14 protein-coding genes and 2 pseudogenes are annotated in these 21055 nt (G+C 38.0%); 14 read left to right on the top strand and 2 right to left on the bottom strand.

Annotated elements, in window-relative coordinates; all coding sequences use genetic code 11:
* The first annotated feature begins 93 nt into the window (after positions 1-93).
* The 8 genes and pseudogenes from WA256_RS04300 (at position 94) to WA256_RS04265 (ending at position 9521) form a co-directional block, all read left to right on the top strand.
* Complete coding sequence (locus WA256_RS04300) at positions 94-903, top strand: sulfite exporter TauE/SafE family protein (RefSeq protein ID WP_055020682.1); 810 nt, start codon at positions 94-96, stop codon at positions 901-903.
* Between the two features lie 14 nt (positions 904-917).
* On the top strand, positions 918-1721 hold the full coding sequence (gene lgt / locus WA256_RS04295; protein ID WP_054562237.1) for a prolipoprotein diacylglyceryl transferase: 804 nt from the start codon (positions 918-920) through the stop codon (positions 1719-1721).
* 13 nt (positions 1722-1734) lie between these two features.
* Positions 1735-2292, top strand: a pseudogene (locus tag WA256_RS04290) (thymidylate synthase); the annotation flags it as partial.
* 188 nt (positions 2293-2480) lie between these two features.
* Positions 2481-3743, top strand: a complete 1263-nt coding sequence (locus WA256_RS04285) for a tyrosine-type recombinase/integrase (protein WP_335989212.1) — start codon at positions 2481-2483, stop codon at positions 3741-3743.
* Between the two features lie 10 nt (positions 3744-3753).
* On the top strand, positions 3754-6081 hold the full coding sequence (locus WA256_RS04280; RefSeq protein WP_335989210.1) for a hypothetical protein: 2328 nt from the start codon (positions 3754-3756) through the stop codon (positions 6079-6081).
* A gap of 3 nt (positions 6082-6084) precedes the next feature.
* The gene (locus WA256_RS04275) at positions 6085-8208 is read left to right on the top strand and encodes a hypothetical protein (protein WP_335989207.1); all 2124 of its coding nucleotides are present in this window, start codon (positions 6085-6087) and stop codon (positions 8206-8208) included.
* 3 nt (positions 8209-8211) lie between these two features.
* On the top strand, positions 8212-8691 hold the full coding sequence (locus WA256_RS04270) for a hypothetical protein (protein WP_335989205.1): 480 nt from the start codon (positions 8212-8214) through the stop codon (positions 8689-8691).
* The gene (locus WA256_RS04265; protein WP_335989203.1) at positions 8688-9521 is read left to right on the top strand and encodes a thymidylate synthase; all 834 of its coding nucleotides are present in this window, start codon (positions 8688-8690) and stop codon (positions 9519-9521) included. Before WA256_RS04270 ends, WA256_RS04265 begins: the two co-directional genes overlap by 4 nt.
* A gap of 335 nt (positions 9522-9856) precedes the next feature.
* On the opposite strand, the gene WA256_RS04260 is transcribed toward WA256_RS04265, so the two are convergent.
* Positions 9857-11131 (bottom strand): hypothetical protein, encoded by a 1275-nt coding sequence (locus WA256_RS04260; RefSeq protein WP_335989201.1) that lies wholly within the window; start codon positions 11129-11131, stop codon positions 9857-9859.
* A 152-nt stretch (positions 11132-11283) separates the two neighbouring features.
* Here WA256_RS04260 and WA256_RS04255 point away from each other — a divergent pair.
* A pseudogene (locus WA256_RS04255) lies at positions 11284-11525 on the top strand (IS630 family transposase); the annotation flags it as partial.
* 56 nt (positions 11526-11581) lie between these two features.
* Here WA256_RS04255 and WA256_RS04250 read toward each other — a convergent pair.
* Positions 11582-12178 (bottom strand): hypothetical protein, encoded by a 597-nt coding sequence (locus WA256_RS04250; RefSeq protein ID WP_335989199.1) that lies wholly within the window; start codon positions 12176-12178, stop codon positions 11582-11584.
* Between the two features lie 123 nt (positions 12179-12301).
* Here WA256_RS04250 and WA256_RS04245 point away from each other — a divergent pair, with 123 nt between their 5' ends.
* The 5 genes from WA256_RS04245 (at position 12302) to WA256_RS04225 (ending at position 21055) form a co-directional block, all read left to right on the top strand.
* Positions 12302-13180, top strand: a complete 879-nt coding sequence (locus WA256_RS04245; RefSeq protein ID WP_335989197.1) for a WYL domain-containing protein — start codon at positions 12302-12304, stop codon at positions 13178-13180.
* An 83-nt stretch (positions 13181-13263) separates the two neighbouring features.
* Positions 13264-15294 carry a type I restriction-modification system subunit M gene (locus tag WA256_RS04240; protein WP_442961414.1) on the top strand — a complete coding sequence of 677 codons (2031 nt, stop codon included), beginning with the start codon at positions 13264-13266 and terminating at the stop codon, positions 15292-15294.
* A gap of 9 nt (positions 15295-15303) precedes the next feature.
* A complete protein-coding gene (locus tag WA256_RS04235) occupies positions 15304-16899 on the top strand; it encodes a type I restriction-modification system subunit M (RefSeq protein WP_335989194.1) in 1596 nt (531 codons plus the stop codon).
* A 4-nt stretch (positions 16900-16903) separates the two neighbouring features.
* The gene (locus WA256_RS04230; RefSeq protein WP_335989192.1) at positions 16904-18130 is read left to right on the top strand and encodes a restriction endonuclease subunit S; all 1227 of its coding nucleotides are present in this window, start codon (positions 16904-16906) and stop codon (positions 18128-18130) included.
* Positions 18131-18154: 24 nt separating this feature from the next.
* Positions 18155-21055, top strand: a complete 2901-nt coding sequence (locus tag WA256_RS04225) for a type I restriction endonuclease subunit R (protein ID WP_335989190.1) — start codon at positions 18155-18157, stop codon at positions 21053-21055.

Raw genomic sequence — 21055 nt, 5'->3', positions numbered from 1 at the left:
TTTAATTCCAACTGAAACTCGCATCTTGAGGTGGTTTGGGTATATATATTAGTTTAGTATATGTATATAACAAATTGAATATATGAGTGTGCTATGCATGACGTAATACTTTTAATGGTGTACTGCGCAATTTTGGGCAGCGTGGTTGGATTTTTAGCAGGGTTATTAGGCATTGGTGGCGGTTTGATTATCGTGCCGGTACTTAGTGCGCTATTAGTGTCGTTTAATGTTGCCGACCCAAGTCATGTATTAGTTATCGCGATAGCAACCTCGTTAGCATCCATTATTTTTACCTCGACTTCTTCAGCCCTTGCTCATCATCGTAATGCTAACGTGCCTTGGGAAATTGCCCCATGGGTTATGACTGGTGTTGGCCTAGGCGCATTGATCAGTGGCTTTGCAGCAAGCTTTATCCCAGAGCAGCTACTGCGCTTTGTTTTTGCCGGTAGCGTGGTGTTTATCGCGCTCAGAATGGTGTTATCGACACGAAAAAAAGCAGCCAGTGAAAAGCCGCTTCCATCAGGGCCTATTCTTGGCTTTTTATGTGCCATAATGGGGGCGCTGTCAGGACTAATTGGTATTGGCGGCGGGGCGCTTATTGTGCCGCTACTGCATTATTTTTCTGTTGATATTAAAAAGGCCATTGGTTGTGCTGCTGCATGTGGTATTGTCATTGCCCTGTTCGGCTCGGTGGGTTACGTATCTGCCGGGTGGCAATTAACATCTTTTAGTGATGGATTTGCCGGATTTGTGTATTTACCTGCGTTAGTCGGGATTGTGGTTACCTCGTCGCTTATTGCGCCAATAGGTGCCAAAGCCACGCATTACTTGCCTGTGGCAACAATAAAAAAAGTATTCGCGCTATTACTTGTCATAATTGCGCTTAAAATGGTGTTTAGTTAAAGGTTTTTATTTTTATGGCTCTTCAATTCCCAGATATCGATCCGGTTATTTTTTCGGTAGGCCCGCTCAGCGTACGTTGGTACGGTTTAATGTATTTAATTGGTTTTGCTTTGGCGATGTGGCTTGCTAATCGTCAAGCAGAAAAACCAAACTCAGGTTGGACAAAAGAACAAGTTAGTGACTTATTATTTTACGGCATGCTCGGGGTAATACTCGGTGGCCGTATCGGTTATGTATTGTTTTATCAGTTCAGCTACTTTATTGAAAACCCACTGTACTTATTCAGAATTGACCAAGGTGGCATGTCGTTCCATGGCGGTACGCTAGGTGTGATTACAGCCATTGCTATTTTTGCCTGGACACGTAAAAAATCATTATTTGAAGTGGGCGATTTTGTAGTGCCACTGGTGCCGCTTGGTTTACTAGCCGGACGTATTGGTAACTTTATTAATGGCGAGCTATGGGGCCGAGTGACTGATGTACCTTGGGCGTTTATTTTCCCATCAGGTGGCCCAGAGCCTCGTCATCCATCACAATTATACGAAGCCTTTTTAGAAGGTTTGGTGCTGTTCTTAATATTACAATGGTTTATCAAAAAGCCTCGCCCAGCGGGAAGTGTTGCTGGGGTGTTCTTACTTGGCTATGGCGTGTTTAGATTTATTGTTGAATATTTCCGTGAACCAGATGCTCATTTAGGTTTATTCGCAGGCTTTATCTCGATGGGGCAAATACTGTCATTGCCGATGGTAATTGGTGGCCTTGGTTTGTTAATATGGGCCTATAAAAAGCCGCAACACAGCGTGGCAAGCAAAGCATAACAAGAGCAAATCAATGAAACAGTATTTAGATTTATGTCAGCGTATTGTTGACGAAGGTGTGTGGGTTGAGAACAAACGCACAGGTACCAAGTGTTTAACCGTTATTAATGCCGATCTTGAATATGATGTGGCAAATAATAAGTTTCCGCTAATAACAACGCGCAAGAGCTTTTACAAAGCGGCGATAGCGGAGTTACTTGGTTATTTACGTGGTTACGACAGCGCTGCACAGTTTCGTGATATCGGCTGTATGACTTGGAATGCTAACGCAAACGAAAACAAAGCTTGGCTAGAAAACCCACATCGCCGTGGTGAAGATGATATGGGTCGAGTGTATGGTGTGCAAGGCCGCAGTTGGCAACGTCCGGATGGCAGCCACCTTGATCAACTTAAAAAAGTTATCGATAACTTATCAAAAGGGATTGATGATCGCGGTGAAATCGTCACATTTTATAACCCAGGTGAGTTTGAGTTAGGCTGTTTACGCCCTTGTATGCACACGCACACTTTTTCTTTGTTGGGCGATACTCTATACTTAACATCATACCAACGTAGCTGCGATGTGCCGCTTTTAAACCCCATTCATTAAGTGGTCAACTCTGCATTCAATTTCTTTTTGTTATCCCCCCTCTCTCTTTTTAACAGTCCCAAAAAAAATAGTTTATAAAAAGACTAAAATTTTTTAGCTCTTTATGTGGGCGTAGAAAAAAAACAGACTATATTGCTATTTCTTAAATTGTTGGAAATAGAGGTTTTAGCATGTTTTTAAGTCGTATACTAATTTCAGATGGTTTATTTGACTTAACCTGTTCTTATGTAAGTAAAAAGAACTTTGAAAAATCAAATTTAACTTCGTCGATAGAAAGTTTACTACAACAAGCTAACCCATTTAAAAATGTGGCTGTTTTCAATTCGAAAGGTCAGTTACTACCTAAAGTTTCTCATTGGCTTTCAATGTGTTTTAAAAATGAGGTGTTGGCTACAACGACAATTAAGAACTATGGAAGAAGCTTTAGCTATTTAATTGATTATCTAAATGAGCATGATCTTTTTAAGGATTATTCAAATGATGATGCTCTAATGTATATCGAGGAACATCATTTTAAAGAATACTTTGTATATCTCGAAAATGAAGAAAATTTGAGCTTAAGTACTATCAGAAATAGAGAAGGTGCCTATTCAAATTTTTTTAACTCTTATTTATCGAAGAAAAAATCTAGACCTCTTCAATACCGAGAAGATTCGCCTTTTTCCTCAGGTTGTTTATCTAAAAAGGGAAAAAACAAACTAATTGAATTGATTAAAATAGATGAGTTAATCGGCATTCTTAATTTATTAGCTCGTGAGTCAGAGCGAGCCGTGATTCAATTTATGTTTGATTCTGGTTTAAGGGTCTCTGAAATACCAAGAATAACTAAAGCTGATATTGATGATGCGCTAGCCTATGAAAGTGGAACAATTATTGATGATGACACATTTTGTGAAGGTACTGTTTATAAGCCATTCTACGTTATGGGATCTAAAGGTCGTAGAAATGAAATTAAACCAAGGTATACCTATGTATCTGTTTCGACACTGCATCGAGTTAAACGTTATATTTCTAGCCCTATTTACAGAAAACACTTTAAACAAAATCAATCGAATAATCCTATCTTTCTAAATAGTAGAGGAAAGCCATGGACGACTGCTTCTCTCAAAAAAATGATAAGCCGAGTATCCAAAAAAGCTCTTTTACAAGGAATTATTAAAAAAAATCTTCACCCTCATAAATTAAGGCATAGCTTTGCTGTTGGTTTTTTAAACTCTAATGATTTAGGAACCGATGCAGCTCACCGGTTATTAATTCTTATGACTGCAATGGGACATGAGTTTCTTGATACAACAAAGGTTTATACCACTATTCCAGCAGATATTTACTGTCATTATTTAGATGAACACGGTTCAGCTCTACATAGAAATGATTTGATGCAGATTACTTGGGACAAAACCAAGATGAATTTATTTAAAAAGTTCGGCAAGTAGAGAGAGCTAAATGATAAATACCCAAGTAGTTGAAAAATTGAATGAATACATAGCGACTCTTAAATCAAATAGAGAGCTTCTGTGGTTAGTTAAGTTAGATCGTTGGAGTAATAGCAAACGCTATAAAAGCCAAGTGTCTTATTCTTTTTTATCTGAAAATTTAGGGATTTCAAAAAGTGTCTTGTCGAAAAGCTCTTACAAGGTTCAGATAAATGAAATCACGAAGTTGTTAATCTTAGAAAAGGTAATTTTGCCTGAATATGGGCCATCTGTATTAAATATGCGACGTAGATTAATGTTGTGGTGGAAAAGCTTAACAGAAAAAGACAAACGCTCCCTCGATATCTTCGGAAATCGGATACAAATATCGAAGTACGTTGAAAACTTGAGAACGGGCAAAGGCTATGAGTTGCTTAAAGAGGAAATTGAAGTAATACATGGTGAACTATTAGATATGGGGGTGCTAGACGCTGGATATGTACCTGTTAAAAATAGAGATAAGCTTAGGAACTCCAAGTTTCATGAAATGCAAAGTGCCAATAAAATTTTATTAAGGTCTCTTGGTAAACTGCCTTTACAGACAGTGGATGACTTAGTCGAGCCTGATTTAGATAGACCTTATGTTCAGTGGGAACAACTTTTTATGGCAGCATCAGAAGGTGTCGCATCAGAGTCCGGAAAGTCTAATTACCAAGACGCTTTAAACCATACCAAAGCTTATTTATCTCAGTGCGAAGTATCACCTTTATCGTTATTGAGTGAGAGTGTTAATGAGTTCTTTCTTACTAGTTTTAAAAAAGAATATTTACTGCCGCTTTTAGAGCAAAAATTAATCTCACCAAGCACAGCTACAACAGTATTTAGTTCATTAAGAATGACACTAAAACGTGCGACAAAGATTAAAAACCTAGGATTCAAATCCTTTTATGATGATGAATTGAGAGTTAAAGGTAGAGTTGGGGAATCTTATAAGCCTTATACATTATCAGAGCGCGAACAAATTGATTCCGCAATAAAGAGTGATATTGCGCATATTCAATCTTTAATGAAGGAATATGAGTTGACAGGTGTTGGAGAAGATCCTTTAGATAGTAACTACCGAGTTAAGTTAGGAATGTCTACGGAAGATAATGCTAGGTATTTATTTGAGCAGCGTCTGAATTGCAAGCTTATTTTTAACCATACAGCTAGTACACAAGTTGAAAAAGCTTTTATCTCGATTACTAGTCGATTGGATATTGGTTTGCATGAACTGTACGAATGTTGGGGAATTTTGCCAAAAGTTAGCTCAAAAGTGCTTTCGCCATTTCTTTTTCAATTGTGCCGAATTACAGGACTAAATCCTGAGTCAGCGATTGATTTAGATGTTGACTCTTACCTAGAAGAACACCCTCTTACTCATAAGCCTTGTATTAGATACTGGAAAGAAAGGGGAATTGGTGAACAAGATGTTCACTTGGATCTATTTAATTCAGAAATAACCTGGTTGCCTGATCTGCAAGGGAAAATGGTTAAGGAGATCTTTGATACAGTAATTGAACTAACAAAAAATATTCGAAATAAACTACCCCCTGAATTTAAAAATAAATTGTTTATTTATCAAAGTGACGGACGAAAGGCGTTTGATAAAGTAATGCATCTAACACCTCAAAACTCTTACGGCCTTTATAACGCATTTATAGATAGGCACAAGTTAGTTAATGACAATGGAGAGCCGATGTCATTTAGTTTAAGTCGATTTAGACCGTCTTTTGTTAGTGAGATGCTTGAGGATGGCTTGTCAATTAGAGATATCCAAGTGTTGCTGGGTCACTCTAGTATTGACGTTACGATCAGTTATTTGGATCGATTAGACTTTTCACGTATTTCAAGACTGAAATTATTTGATGCTCTGGCTGCATTACAGCGTCACGGTCAGGATATAAGGAAAGTAAAAAGACCTAAAACTTACAAAGATAATCAACATAAAATTATCTTTCAAACACCTTTGTCTGGATGTGCAAATATATTTGACCCACCAGACTTCATTAAAAAATCGCAAAAGTTTAAAGAAGGTCAGGCTTGCTCACAATTTAATAAGTGTTTGAGTTGCGAAAATATAATGCTGAGTGTTATGCATCTTCCTATTCTTTTCGCTTTGGAAAGACATTACATCCGTTTATCAGAGGTTAATCGGGTGATAGATACACCATATGGGATCGTCATATTAGAAAACTTGGCAATTCTGGAACAAATCTTAGATCCAAATGAGTCTGATTTTTCTTCAGCTGAGCTAGAGTTTGCAAAGAAGCAGTCTTTTCATATTGATATTGCAGAAATTGAATCTATGGGAGTGTGAATAGTGAAAGATATTGAATTAAATAAAAAAATAAAAACACTTAACGCTGTCAAAGAAAAAACTGCGTTGATCAGACATGCAATCTCTATATTGGACAGTGGCGACAGACAAATAGATACAGAGTCTATAGATCTTTCTGTAATTCAGTTGCTTAACTTACCTGTATCTAAATTGAGTGTTTTCAGAGATCCAATTTGGGATTTTAACTCTGACATTATAAATCCAGCTCCAAATGTTAAAGGTGCAAAACTGAGAATTGATTTTTCGAAATACAATTGCATTCCTAAATTTATCATTGTTGAGCTGAAGTGCTTATTTCAGTGTGTATATCTGCTTCCAAAGAGTTTTATTAAACCTGCTCGGAAGGGAAAGCGTAAAGGAAAAGTTTCGTTAAAGCCGAATACCATCATTAGCCATCTTGAAGCTGGAATGCGTTATTTGAATCATACGTTCAATGGCTTAATTAACGAATACACTGAGAAGTATGTTATGGAAACGTACCAGTCGTTATCTGATATTAACTATGATGAATTTGAGCAAGGCATGGATAGTTTTGAAGGGGCTAAAGACAGTACTTTAAAATCGTTTTTTAATCACCTTACGAGTCCTAGGCTGAAAGAGTTTTTAGGTTTTGAAATTGACTATCATGAGCAAATCTTAGGAAAAGTGAAATCTAAAAAAGCTAAACTTTCAAAAGTACGGGGAGGGGAGCCGGTAAAGAAAAAATACTTTACTAATGAAGAGTTTAGCGATGCAGTGACACACTCATCAAACAGGGTGATGCAATTTTTGCTTTGGCAAGAGAAAGAGCTTGAAATTAGTGATAAAACTTCACTACTTTTTTACCAGCAACATTATGCTGCTAAATTTGAAAGTGATTTTAAAATAACACCGCAGATACTTAAAGAGTATACCGCTATTAGGTTGCTAGCAAAAGGTTATGATTTAAGTTATGTAGATTCCGTTTGTGAACTTCCTTCTTACTTTTTTAAAGAGAATGGAAAAGTTCATCAACGGACCAGCCTTGGAAAGTTATTTAAAGAGCGTCATGACATAGAGCACATGGACACCCTTAGGGTGCAGATTAATGAAATTTATTATGCAAGTTGCTTCATTATTTGTCAGTACATGGGAGCTAGACCAGAAGAACTCTCAAATATTCATTTAGAACATAGCTTTTCTGAGAAAGATGAAGTACCTGTTATTTTATCGAATGTAGGTAAAAATGAATTTGAGAATCTTAAGCTGTTTGATGAAGCGTGGGTTCGGATTCCGATTATGGATGATGCTTTTAAAGTCGCGAGGATGATTTCTAGTATTTATCAAAATAATTATTTACTTGGAAATGTAGATACTTTAGGTCCAAGTCAAGAACAGCAGGAAATGACAAGCTCAGGAATGACCAATTTCTTTAACAATTACCTTGCTGTATGCCTTCACTACAATAGTAGCCTAACGAAACAACAAAAGATTAAAAAAATTGGCTTTAATCCTTACTATTTTCGTCATACTTTGGCATTTCAACTGCACAGAATGGGGGTTGGCTTACCGCTAATTTCCTTTCAGCTTAAACATATGGTTGAAGGGGTTGAACGATTTACTAAAGATGGTGCTGCATCAGTAACAACCATTGATTATGGGTCTATTGCTGAGTCTCTTGTTGAGAACAAGATGCAAAGTGACTTTTATTATAAGCAAGCAGAACGTGAGAAGGTGCTTGGTCTTTACAATCCAGATGGAGCTTATGTTGGAAAGCTAGGTAAAGAGCACAAAGCTAGAATCCAAAAGTTTTTTGTCGGATATATGGCGGCTGGATACACAGTTGAAGAAATCATCGACCAACTGGTTGAGCAAGGAATCGCGATAATTGACGTTGGGACAGGATTCTGTGGTGGAGGCCGAGAAGATTTTGATGAATCGTTACCTTGTATTGGCACACTACGTTGTAACCCTATTCGTTGCAAGCATGCTGTTGTTTCTCAGGTACATATTCCTAAATGGAAAGAACTGTATATATCGAATAAATCTAAACTTGCGAAAGAAAAAGAACCTGAAGTCAAAAAGCAACTAATCGCCGTGTTAGACGAAGCAAAAATGGTGCTAGATGATCTGGGAGTAGAGGTATAAAACATGGTACAATTTAACTTTGATGAGCATAACATTGAAGCTTATGAAGCCAGAACAGAAGAGATAGAAAGTGCTATCGACTTGATATTAAACACTTCTGAAATGAAGTTGACAGTTTCTGAGCTCGCAAGAGTAACTGGTTTCTCTAGAAATACACTAAAAGTCCGTGGATTTAATAGTGAAAAGCTTAGAGAAATTCAGTCAAAGTGTGTAATACCAGAAGAATCTAAAGAGATTATATCTGATGCAGAACAGTTGCAAGAAGCTAAAAGTTGTATCGCTCAATTGCAACTAGAAATTGGATTTTGGTTTTCCAGAGCAGTCTCCGCTTACGAAATAAAACAAGACTATAAAAAGCAAGCTGACAGAACTAGAGATGCTCTTAATTCAACAAAAAAAGATGTTGATAACCTTAAATTTGAAGTTGCAAAACTGATAGATGAACGAAATAAATTACAAGAAATAATAAGAGAATTGTCATGAATATTTATTTAAACCTATTAAAGGATGTGCTTGAAAATGGCACTCAAAAAGGTGACCGAACCGGAACAGGCACAACTTCAGTATTTGGTCGTCAAATCCGTCACAACTTAAAAGATGGCTTTCCGTTGCTTACGACTAAAAAGCTGCACTTTAAAAGTATAGCCAATGAGCTCATTTGGTTTTTAAACGGTGATACAAACAATAAATGGCTAAATGAAAATGGTGTGAAAATTTGGGATGAGTGGGCGCTGGAAGACGGCTCTTTAGGACCAATTTATGGTAAGCAGTGGACAGCTTGGCCAACTAAAGACGGCGGTGAAATCAACCAAATCGATTATGTTGTTGATACCCTCAAAAACAATCCTAATAGTCGAAGAATTCTATTCCATGGTTGGAATGTTGAATATTTACCTGATGAAAGTATAAGCCCACAAGAAAATGTTAAGCAAGGGCGCATGGCATTACCTCCGTGTCATCTGCTTTATCAATTTTACGTTGCCAACGGCAAGCTATCTGGGCAGCTATATATTCGAAGCTCAGATATTTTTCTTGGCTTACCCTATAACATTGCAAGTTTATCGTTGTTAGTTCACATGCTAGCCCAGCAATGTGATTTAGAGCCTGGTGAAGTAATTGTGAGTTTTGGTGATTTACATGCTTATTCTAATCACATGGAACAAATCAAAGAGCAAATGGGACGTGAGCCTAAACCATTGCCACAGTTAAAGATCAATCGAAAACCAGAGTCTATTTATGATTATAAATTTGAAGACTTTGAAGTCGTTGACTATGACGCTCATCCAAACATTAAAGCTCCAGTGGCAATCTAGAGAGTGTTGAGGTTATACGAAGCGGTCTAGCGGCTGCTTCGCTTTAGATGTACTAGCTCATATCTGATTTTATAGTTTGAATGGATAATGAATTACTTTTTCTATCGAGTTCCGTAATAGTGCAAAAAAGCATTATTATGTAGGGAAATCCTACAGTACAGTGTTTATTTTCACTATTATGAGTTTACACTTATATGAACCTTCGCGCCTCCTAACGCATTAAGACACAGCACTTCCCTTGCTAGCTCGACTTTTTGAGGACTGTCTGATTTGCTCAAAACAAATTCCAAAATAGCCAGAACGTGTATGAGTCGGTGCAACTTATCAAATTCACATTAATTGTTTGCTAGGTTGAGTATTTGATAAATGAACATTTTTACGTTGTCGTTCCAAATGTCATTATGCCCATCCATTATTGAACTATCTGTGTGAATATTCATATAAGGTGAATGCGCATCTGTAATTTTATTGTGTTTCAACTCAAAATTTGCAAAATAAGCTGTTCCCGACTCCAAACTAGAATCCCATTCTTCTTTCTGTAATAAAGGGTTAACTGTAGGAGAAGTAACTTTGGTTTCTGGATCATTTGAAAGTGTTAGAGTATGAGAAATTAGGAAGCTGTTGTGTCCCATGCCATATCTATCAGTATCTTCAGTGTCTAATAACGGAGTGGGTATTGATTCTCCATCTTTACAATGCGTAAGTGATACATCTCTATAAGATTCTGCAATAGTGCTTAAGCGTCTACCTGTTGGAAATAACCATTTAACGGCCAAATCTGCACTGGAGCTTAGTGATATGAATCTTGGTTTTTGCGTTGATATGTAGGGTTTACAGTCATTCTGCGAAAGTTCGAATAAACTAGCATATTTAGTACCCTCAAATGCAGGGTTCATAAGTAAGACTAAGTCGCCGAAACCTTCAACACCGGAATTTTTCTCTCGTGATTGAATTAGTCGTTCCGCTAAGACTGGCTTTATCGAGGAAAATAAAGCAGCTCCACCGAAACTGTGTCCTATACTCAGCATTTTGTGATTACTACTAGATCTTGGCTGAACAACTTCTTCTAATTCAAGCATTAAATCTGTTAAGCCTTGCGTTCCTATTTCATGAGCTGTGTTTTTCCGTTCCCAAAAAGTAGACCAGTTAACAATGTTGTAACTGTCTAATAGTGGAACTCTAACGGAATCGCCCCGCCACCCAACATATACGCCTAAGACTTTCTTATCTAAATAATCTGAAGCATTGGCAAGAATTTCCCTGAATGAAGTTATGTTTGAATCTTCAGGATCACTATCTGCTGTATGATGCCAACCGTGAACAAAAACTATCAGAATTACGTCTTCTGTAGCGGCAATATTCTTATATTCGTGAATAATTGTAGATTTGTTCTCTTTGTTGTGAAGAAAACCTTGGTCATCGAACTCGAAGAAACTAAGTAAGTAAGAGTTTCCTTTCGCTGTAGGTACGCTAAGACGAGCTTGTTTTATACATTGCTCTGAAGGGGATAACTCACAAACAAAGTCAGCTTGTGGTCTAAATGAATTTTTAGATACACATCCTGTTATAAGAATGATTGAAAAAAAAATGAATAATGGCTTTTTTAACATATGTAATCCTTTACAAGCTGAACCTTCAGATTAAGTTTAACATATATTACATAAAATAAGTTTTGTCTATTTTTTGAACGTTTTTTTATGGAGGTTAAGTGTAAGCATTTCTGTGACGGTATTCGATGAATCAAGGCGGCCTAATTTAGCGAGTGGTGCACAAAAGTAAAAAGACGCAGGCATGGCTGAAGCAGAATCCGAAATTTATCGTGCTGTTCCAGCCGGTTTATAGCCCTTGGGTCTATAAGATTGAAAGCTATGGCACGCCTTACTCGAAACCGTAACCCGCAATCACAAATACACTGAAATGTGGGCATTGCAGCAAAGAGTGCGTCGCTTTATGGGAACCTCCTCACCATTCCTTGGAAACCAACCTGGACTGGCGAGGGTGTAGCAGACTTAGGATCAGTTATTTAGACTACTGCCTTTGGGGCCATCAATATATCTGTTCTAGCCTTTGTTATTATCTTCTGTTTTTCCAGCTTTATAAGTAATCCTTAGCTCCTCTTCTGTAGCTCTGAAGATACCCAGAGGATTCTTAGGTGATTCAATCCGTTTAAACAATTCATTAAACTCATTAGCTAGCTTATAATGCCCAGATTGCTTGTCTTCCACCGGTGCATCTGAGTTAGAATCACTTTGGTTTATCAACGCATTATCGCCAAATCTTGTAGGATTAAAATCCTTTATATCATTGAGCTCGGTTTCTTTAACTGAGTTTATGTCAAATGAGCCATTCTGGATTAAGTCTAATCTGGTCAGTTTTATTCTGCCCTCAGTTAACGTTGGGATAATCTTTTGGCTCAAGATGCTGAGTGTATATGGTGTACTTATATTTTGACCACTAAATGAGAGTTCGTACACTGATCCCGACATCTGTGGCCATACAAGGCACTCACCCTCCACTGTTATATCTTTTAGGTTATTTGCACCGGAAGACAATCGCCACACATCATTGTGTTTCCATGATGAAAAGATTTTATAAGTCCTTGTTCCGTTTTCACGAAGAAGACTCAATACGCTCCAGCCGTCAGGGTTAATGATCATAGCATTGCCTCAAATTAATAATGTTCATAAGACTAGCATAAAAAATCAAAATGATTACATCAATTTGATTGCTCCTTTGTTTTTTATCGGTTAATCTGGCTTATATAATTATTGATATAATATGTGTTTACAGTGCTCGATAACCTTAATCACGCACAGCGTGAACGCCTTGCTTTTATTGACTTTAGCCTCGAATTCTTTGGTCAAATAGCAAGGGCTGACTTGATCCAAAAGTTTGGCACTGGCCTAGCTTCTTGTACTCGTGATCTCGCGCTATATAAAGAACTATCACCTGATAACGCTGTGCTCATGCATGAGAACAAGCGCTATGTGCGCTCAGACGCATTCAGAGCCATTTTCGAGCACAATCCTGAGTCTGTACTTAGAACATTGGCAAACGGCTTTGGAGATGGTTTCTCGTTACCACAAGAGGAATCTCCAAGGTGTTTTGATGCTATTAGATTAGTTCACCCTAAGCCAGAAATCGTTTCGGCTATCATGCGAGCGATTTACTCGAATTCAGCCATTAAGTGTGAATATGAGTCTCTTAGCAGCGGGGCAACCAAACGGGAGTTAGTACCACATGCCATTGTTAATAACGGTCATCGTTGGCACGTGCGAGCTTATGACCGTAAAAGCAAAGCGTTTAAAGATTTTGTTTGCACGCGATTTAAGCGTATCGAACTGCAAGAAACTGAGCCTAAAAATAATGAACTGGCCGACATAGATACTGCTTGGAATACGCTTTGTGAATTGCAGCTAGTACCTCATCCAAGGCTTAGCCATAGCAAGGCTATTGAAATGGATTACGGCATGATAAAGGGCATACTTAAACTTGAGGTTCGAGCCGCTTTAGCAAATTACGTACTCCGTCAGTGGAATGTTGACTGTACAGAAGACGCAACATTAACTGGCGAGGAGTATCAATTGTATTTGAGGAATAAAAACAGCCTGGTCGATTTAATCGACTTCTCAATAACACCAGGCCAACAACTTAACTAGGAACAGTGGCCAATATGGTTGAACAACAGAGGAAAACACTCGAAAAGCAGTTCTGGAGTATTGCTAATACCCTACGTGGTAACATGAGTGTCGATGAATTTCGCGATTACATTTTAGGGTTTATCTTCTACAAATATTTATCTGCGCGTATAGCTATATTCGCTGATAATCTTTTAAAAGAAGACGGTATCAAATTTGATGCTATCGATGAAAATACCGATGAAGGCAAAGAATACTTGGAGGCCATTCAAGAAGAAGCCATTGATCACTTAGGTTACTTTTTAAAGCCGAGCGAGCTATTCCATGTGCTTGCTCAAAAAGGTGAAAGCGGTGAGTTTATCTTGGAAGCATTATCTGAAGTGCTTAACCATATTGAAAAAAGCACCTTAGGCAAGGAATCTGAAGGTGACTTTTATGGCTTGTTTGATGATTTAGATTTAACTTCAAATAAGTTGGGTAGATCTGAAAAAGCCAAGAATGAACTAATTTCAAAAATCTTAGTTCACCTAGATAATATTGACTTTCCACCCCACGAAAAAGATTTCGATGTATTAGGTGATGCCTACGAATACCTTATCGCCAAGTTCGCCTCTGGTGCTGGTAAAATGGCACGTGAATTCTATACCCCCCAAATGGTTTCAAAATTACTAGCAAAGCTAGTGACAATGGGCAAAGATAAATTGCGAAGCGTTTACGACCCAACCTGTGGCTCAGGCTCATTGTTACTAAGTGTCGCCAATGAAGTTCAAACAATCGATAACTATTATGGGCAAGAGTCAAACCCTAGCACCTACAATCTAGCCCGCATGAATATGATCTTGCACGGTGTGCATTACCGTAGGTTTGATATTCGGCAAGATGACACCTTAGAGCAGCCACATCATTTAGAAAAGCGATTTGAGGCTGTGGTAGCTAACCCACCATTTTCAGTAAAATGGAGTGCAAGCACAAGCTTTTTAAATGACAAGCGTTTTCAAGAGTACGGTAAGCTAGCTCCTGCCTCAACAGCTGATTTTGCTTTTGTACAACATATGTTACATCAATTAGATGGTGACGGAACTATGGCGGTTGTATTGCCGCATGGAGTGTTATTCCGAGGGGGATCCGAAGGTCATATTCGTAAGTATATAATAAGTGAAAAAAACTATTTAGATGCGGTAATAGGTTTGCCAGCCAATATATTTAATGGTACTAGCATTCCCACTTGTATACTAATATTTAAAAAGAACAGGAAAAAAGCCGATCAAGTTATATTTATCGATGCTAGCTTGGATTATGGTAAAAATAAGAACCAAAATTACCTTCGTTCTGAAGATGTTCAACGTATAGTTTCTGCATATGAAAAACGTAAGGATGTAGAACAATATTGTACGTCAATAAGTTTGAAATCTATAAGTAACAATGATTACAATTTAGCAATTAGCCATTATGTTAAGGTTAGTAAACAGCATATTGTTAACAGTTTCTCTGATTTAACCGCTATCTTTGAAAAACAAAATCCTAAGTATGCAGTTTATAGGGGAATGAAAGATGAATCTCATACTTTAATCCCATCTGTAGGTCGATTACCTGTAGAAGCTGATGAGAAGTATGAAGTAGAAGAGCGTTTGTTTTCAGAGTTTAAACAGCAATCACCGCCATTCCTTGATTTCTCGCCTCGTAATGAATGGGAGTGGCTAGCATTGGCTCAACATCATGGTCTACCAACTAGGCTTTTAGATTGGACAAGAAACCCTTTAGTTGCACTATATTTCGCAGTCGAAGAAAAGTGTTCCTCTGATTCTGCTGTATATGTTTTTAATGACAAAAAAGACCCAATCAAACAAGATGATATACAGAACCCTTTAAAAGTTCCTAATACAGAACCTGTGCGAAGATTTATCCCAGCTCATACAACTCGGAGAATTGTTGCTCAAAGTGGACTTTTTACAGTTCATCATCAATTAAATTCGGAATTTAAATCGGAACACCTAGAAAAAATAGTTATTCCAAATCGATTAAGAGAGAAAATTAAGAGGCAGCTTCATGCCTATGGAATCAATCGAGCTACTATTTATCCGGGGCTTGATGGAATTAGCGCCCACATAAAATGGGCTGAAACTGAATTAAAGTAAGTAGACAATATGGTTGAACAACATAAAAAAGCACTCGAAAAACAGTTATGGAATATTGCCAACGCCTTACGTGGCAACATGAGTGCTGATGAATTTCGTGATTACATTTTAGGGTTTATCTTCTACAAGTATTTATCTGAGCGTATGGATATATACGCTGATGAGCTTTTAAAAGAAGACGGTATTAAGTTTGATGCTATTGATGAAAATACCGATGAAGGCAAAGAATACCTAGAAGCCATTCAAGAAGAAGCCATTGACCACTTAGGTTATTTTTTAAAGCCAAGTGAGCTTTTCCATGTGCTTGCTCAAAAAGGTGAAAACGGTGAGTTTATCCTTGAAGCCTTATCTGAAGTGCTTAACCATATTGAACAAAGCACTATGGGCACGGCATCAGAAGATGACTTCAATGGTCTGTTCGATGATTTAGATTTAACGTCAAACAAGCTGGGCAAAACTGAAAAAGCCAAAAACGAGCTGATTTCAAAAATCCTTGTTCACCTTGATGATATCGACTTCCTACACCACGAAACAGAAATCGATGTATTAGGTGATGCATATGAATACCTAATCGGCCAATTCGCTTCTGGTGCTGGTAAAAAAGCCGGTGAATTCTATACCCCACCCATGGTTTCAAAATTGCTAGCAAAGCTAGTGACTATGGGCAAAGACAAATTGCGAAGCGTTTACGATCCAACCTGTGGTTCAGGTTCATTGTTGCTGCGGGTAGCGAAAGAAGTAAAGGAAGTTGGTAACTATTACGGTCAGGAGTCAAACCCTAGTACCTATAACCTTGCTCGAATGAATATGATTTTGCACGGTGTGCACTACCGTCAGTTTGATATTCAACAAGATGACACGTTGGAGCAGCCGCATCATATTGAAAAACGATTTGAAGCAGTGGTAGCTAACCCACCGTTTTCAGCAAAATGGAGTGCATCGCCTGGCTATTTAACTGATGAGCGCTTTCAAGACTATGGCAAGTTAGCGCCCGCCTCAAAGGCAGACTTTGCCTTTGTTCAACATATGGTGCATCAATTAGATGATGATGGCACTATGGCGGTTGTATTACCGCATGGTGTGTTATTCCGAGGTGCAGCAGAAGGACATATTCGTAAGCATTTGATTAAAGATAAAAATTATCTAGATGCGGTAATAGGTCTGCCAGCAAACATCTTTTACGGAACCTCAATCCCAACCTGTATTTTGGTACTAAAGAAAAATCGCAAGCATAGTGATAATATTCTGTTTATTGATGCTAGTCAGAATTATGGCAAAGCAACGAATCAAAACTACCTGCGTGATAAAGATTTAGAAGCGATTTTAGAAGCCGTGGAAAAAAGAGAGCTGCTTGAGCCGGAAAAGGCTAATAAATTTTCTTATGTGGCTCCAATCAAGCTAGATGAAGAGAGAGAATCTATAGAAGAACATGGGTACAACTTAAATATCCCCAGATATGTAGATAATTTTGTTGAAGAACCTGAGGTTGATATCAATGATGTTTCTAAAAATCTACAAAGCGTTGATTCATTGCTGTCAGAATCAGTTTTAGATATTCGAAAATTCTGCAATGAGCTAGGCATCAAAGCTCCTTCGGAGAGTTAATGTCATGAGTAAACTATCACAACGTGCTAAACCCAATTTAAGGTTTAAAGGCTTTGGTGAGTATTGGAATATTGAAAGACTGGGCGACTACTTAAGTTTTAAAAACGGTATTAATGCTGATAAAGAATCATACGGTAAAGGGTATAAGTTTATTAATGTTCTCGACATAATTAACAATAACTTTATTACTCATGAATCTATTATTGGTTCTGTTGATGTTGATGAAAAAGTTTTTGAAAGAAATGAAGTCGCTTATGGGGATATATTATTTCAGCGAAGCTCTGAAAATCGTGAAGAAGCAGGACAATCCAATGTTTATTTAGACCCTGACAAGACATCGTGTTTTGGCGGGTTTGTAATTAGGGGGAAAGCTAAGAAAGCCTACAACCCTGTGTATTTAAACTATTTGCTCAAAAGCTATTTAGCAAGAAAAGAAATAGTCACAAAAAGCGGTGGAAGTACTAGATATAATGTAGGGCAAGATACTCTTTCAGAAGTAAAAATTTATATTTCTAGTAATCATGATGAGCAACAAAAAATTGCTAATTTCCTATCTTCAGTAGACAAAAAAATAAGCCTACTTAAAGAAAAGAATACCTTACTGACTCAATACAAAAAAGGCGTGATGCAAAAGCTGTTTAAGCAAGAAATCCGCTTTAAAGATGATAATGGTAATGACTTCCCTGATTGGCAAGATGAAAAGCTCGGAAAATGGCTGGAAGAATATAAGGCCAAGTCAACCGAAGAGAATCAGTTTGAAGTCCTAACGTCATCAAGAACAGGACTTATGAAACAGTCCGATTATTATGGTGAGGGGCGAATTACAGAGCGCTCGAATATAGGATTTAATATTATTCCCAGTGGGTATTTAACTTTCCGGTCAAGAAGTGACGACAGACAATTCTTTTTTAATTTAAATGAACTTGACTACACGGGAATTATTAGCACCTATTACCCAGTTTTTAAGATGAAGAATGACCAAAACAAATTCTTCATCGAATTATCAAGATTTCACAAAAATCGGTTTGGTAGGCAAGCTGTTGGTACTTCTCAAGTTGTGCTGTCCTTCAATGAATTAAAAAACATAAAATTTGCTATGCCTTGTACTGAAGAACAAGCCAAAATTGCTGAGTTTGCTGGGGCGTTAGATAAAAAGCTAGCAGCGGTGCATCAACAAATTGAACTAACGCAAACCTTTAAAAAAGGCTTGTTGCAGCAGATGTTTGTTTAAGGGATAGAGTTAAAAGGAGTTATTGTGGCCTACCAGTCTGAACAAGAATTAGAAAATAATTTAGTAGCACAGCTCGTTAAAGGTGGCTTTGGGAATGCCGTCATTAATGATGTTAAATCCCTTCGAGCTAATCTAAAGAAACAGCTTTCAAAGCTTAATGGGTTTGAAATTAGTGATAACGAGCTTAAGCAAGTTCGTAATGCTTTATCAAAAGGCAACGTGTTTGATAAAGCGAAAACGCTACGTGATAGGCTTCAAATAAACAAGGACGATGGCACGGCTGGTTATGTTCGGTTTCTTGATGATGACTTTAGCAAAAATCATTTTCAAGTAACGCAGCAAGTTACGGTAGAAGGCCATTATAAAAACCGCTATGACGTAACCATATTGGTTAATGGCTTGCCTTTAGTTCAAATAGAACTTAAGCGCAGAGGGTTAGAGCTTAAAGAGGCGTTTAATCAAATTAACCGATACCAGCGCCACTCCTACTGGGCTGAAGATGGCTTATTTCAGTACGTTCAAGTATTTGTCATCTCCAATGGCGTAAATACTAAATATTACGCCAATAATCGCAAACAAAGCTTTAAACAAACCTTCTATTGGGCCGATGTTAAAAATGAGCGTTTTACAGAGTTAACTAAGTTTGCCGACGAGTTTTTAACGCCTCAACACCTAACAGATATGATCACTAAGTATGTGGTATTGAATGAAACTGACCGCATTCTTATGGTCATGCGCCCGTATCAAATCTATGCCACAGAAGCGATTATTGAACGAGTTGCAGAACGTGAACAGTTAAAAGCTCAGAATCAAGCAACTGATGAGCTCAACGGTTATATCTGGCATACCACAGGCTCTGGTAAGACACTAACCTCGTTTAAAACAGCACAGCTTCTTACCGGCGATAGCAACATCCATAAAGTAGTATTTGTGGTTGATCGTAAAGACCTCGACTACCAAACCAGTAAAGAATTTAATGGCTTTGCCAAAGGCTGTGTTGATAGCACTGATAACACTAAGTTGTTAGTGGACCAGTTTACTGACGCGCCAATTCCTGCGGATAAGGTTAACGAAAAACGTAATACCAAGCTGATTGTTACTACCATACAAAAGCTCAATAACGCCATTAGTCATAAACGCTATTCTAAACGAATGGAACCGGTGCAAGACAAAAGTATGGTGTTTATCTTTGATGAATGCCATCGCAGTCAATTTGGCGATACCCATAAGAAAATCACTCAGTTCTTCTCTAATCATCAAATGTTTGGTTTTACCGGTACACCTATTCTTGAAAAGAATGCGGTGTCAAAATCATCTCGTAAATACACCACGACAGACTTATTCCACAAGCCACTTCATAAATACACCATTGTTGATGCGATTAAGGACGAGAACGTGCTCAAATTCAATATTGAGTACGTTGGCCGCTATAAGAAGAAAGACAGCGCTAATGAGATGGATATTGAGGTTGAAGGCATTGATACCAAAGAGCTGATGGAATCTGATGTTAGGTTAGAAAAGATCGCTGATTACATTATCGCTCAGCATAAACGCAAAACGCACAGTAAAGAATTTACCGGCATGTTTTGTGTGTCGAGCGTACCTGCCTTAATTAAGTATTATGAGCTGTTTGCTAAGAAAAAGGCTGAAGGTAAACACAACCTCAGAATTGCGACGATATTCTCCTATGCTGCCAATGAAGAAGACCCAGACGCTGATGGCTTAGATGAGGCAGTGTTGGATAAAGTTGCCGAGCCTCAGGCTGCATATAGCCATAGCCGAGATAAGCTAGAACAGTTCATTGGCGATTACAACGAGATGTTCCGTTGTAGCTATACCACGAAAGACAGCGAATCGTTTTATAACTACTACAACGATATTTCCAAAAAAGTTCGGGAAAGAAAAATCGACATTCTGCTAGTCGTGAACATGTTCCTTACCGGCTTTGATAGCAAAACACTTAATACTTTGTACGTTGATAAAAACCTTAAATATCACGGGTTGATTCAAGCGTACTCACGCACTAACCGCATTCTGAATGAGCAAAAATCACAAGGCAATATTGTTTGTTTCCGTAACCTTAAAAAGCGCACAGACGAAGCCTTAGCACTTTTCTCAAATAAAGACGCTAGAGATACGGTTATAATGCCGCCGTATGAAGAATTCCTTAAGCTGTTTAACCAGGCTTTAGAGCAGCTTAAAAAGATTGCGCCAGAGGTAGATAGTGTTGATTCGTTGCAAGATGAGCATATGGAGCTGGAATACGTTAAAGCCTTTAGGGAATTAATGCGATTGCGTAATGTGCTTTCAACCTTTGTCGACTTTGAGTTTGATGACGTAGACATCAGTGAACAAGAGTTCGAGGACTATAAGAGTAAGTACCTTGATCTTTATGACAAAGTTAAGACTAATACGGCACCTGAAAAAGAATCTATTCTCGAAGAAGTCGACTTTGAACTAGAGCTACTGGCAATGGATGAAGTAAACGTTGCCTACATCTTAAAGCTGCTTAGCAAGCTCAAAGAGACAGACACTGAAGAAGAATACCAGTATCAATATAAAGCAATTATGCAGGTTATTGGTGGTGATCCTAACCTTCGCAGCAAACAAGAATTAATTGATAAATTCATCCAAGAAAGCTTACCAGAAGTGAAGTCAGCCGAAGAAGTGGATGACGCGTTTGCAGTTTACTGGGAAGAAGAAAAAGAAAAAGCCACTCAGCAAATGGCTGAGGAAGAAAACCTTATTCCAGAAAACGTAAAAGAACTAGTCGAACGCATGATCTTCAACAATCAAGAACCACTACGTGAAGACATAGTAGCAACGATGGAAAAGCCACCTAGCGTATTGCAACGCAAGAAAGTAATACCAAGGTTGGCAGAAAAGCTAAAAGGTTTTGTTAATACGTTTTATGGTGGGATGTAG

The organism is Pseudoalteromonas sp. CH_XMU1449-3 (assembly GCF_037027245.1).
In the GTDB taxonomy this organism is placed as follows: Bacteria; Pseudomonadota; Gammaproteobacteria; order Enterobacterales; family Alteromonadaceae; genus Pseudoalteromonas; species Pseudoalteromonas shioyasakiensis.
The sequence above is the reverse complement of the archived record's forward strand: the minus strand, read 5'-3'. Positions and strand labels throughout refer to the sequence as shown.

Coding starts and splice junctions, on each gene's coding strand:
- WA256_RS04300 (WP_055020682.1), top strand. CDS start 94: ATGCATGACGTAATACTTTTAATGGTGTACTGCGCAATTTTGGGCAGC.
- WA256_RS04230 (WP_335989192.1), top strand. CDS start 16,904: ATGAGTAAACTATCACAACGTGCTAAACCCAATTTAAGGTTTAAAGGC.
- WA256_RS04280 (WP_335989210.1), top strand. CDS start 3,754: ATGATAAATACCCAAGTAGTTGAAAAATTGAATGAATACATAGCGACT.
- WA256_RS04270 (WP_335989205.1), top strand. CDS start 8,212: ATGGTACAATTTAACTTTGATGAGCATAACATTGAAGCTTATGAAGCC.
- lgt (WP_054562237.1), top strand. CDS start 918: ATGGCTCTTCAATTCCCAGATATCGATCCGGTTATTTTTTCGGTAGGC.
- WA256_RS04285 (WP_335989212.1), top strand. CDS start 2,481: ATGTTTTTAAGTCGTATACTAATTTCAGATGGTTTATTTGACTTAACC.
- WA256_RS04250 (WP_335989199.1), bottom strand. CDS start 12,178: ATGATCATTAACCCTGACGGCTGGAGCGTATTGAGTCTTCTTCGTGAA.
- WA256_RS04235 (WP_335989194.1), top strand. CDS start 15,304: ATGGTTGAACAACATAAAAAAGCACTCGAAAAACAGTTATGGAATATT.
- WA256_RS04240 (WP_442961414.1), top strand. CDS start 13,264: ATGAGTGTCGATGAATTTCGCGATTACATTTTAGGGTTTATCTTCTAC.
- WA256_RS04260 (WP_335989201.1), bottom strand. CDS start 11,131: ATGTTAAAAAAGCCATTATTCATTTTTTTTTCAATCATTCTTATAACA.
- WA256_RS04265 (WP_335989203.1), top strand. CDS start 8,688: ATGAATATTTATTTAAACCTATTAAAGGATGTGCTTGAAAATGGCACT.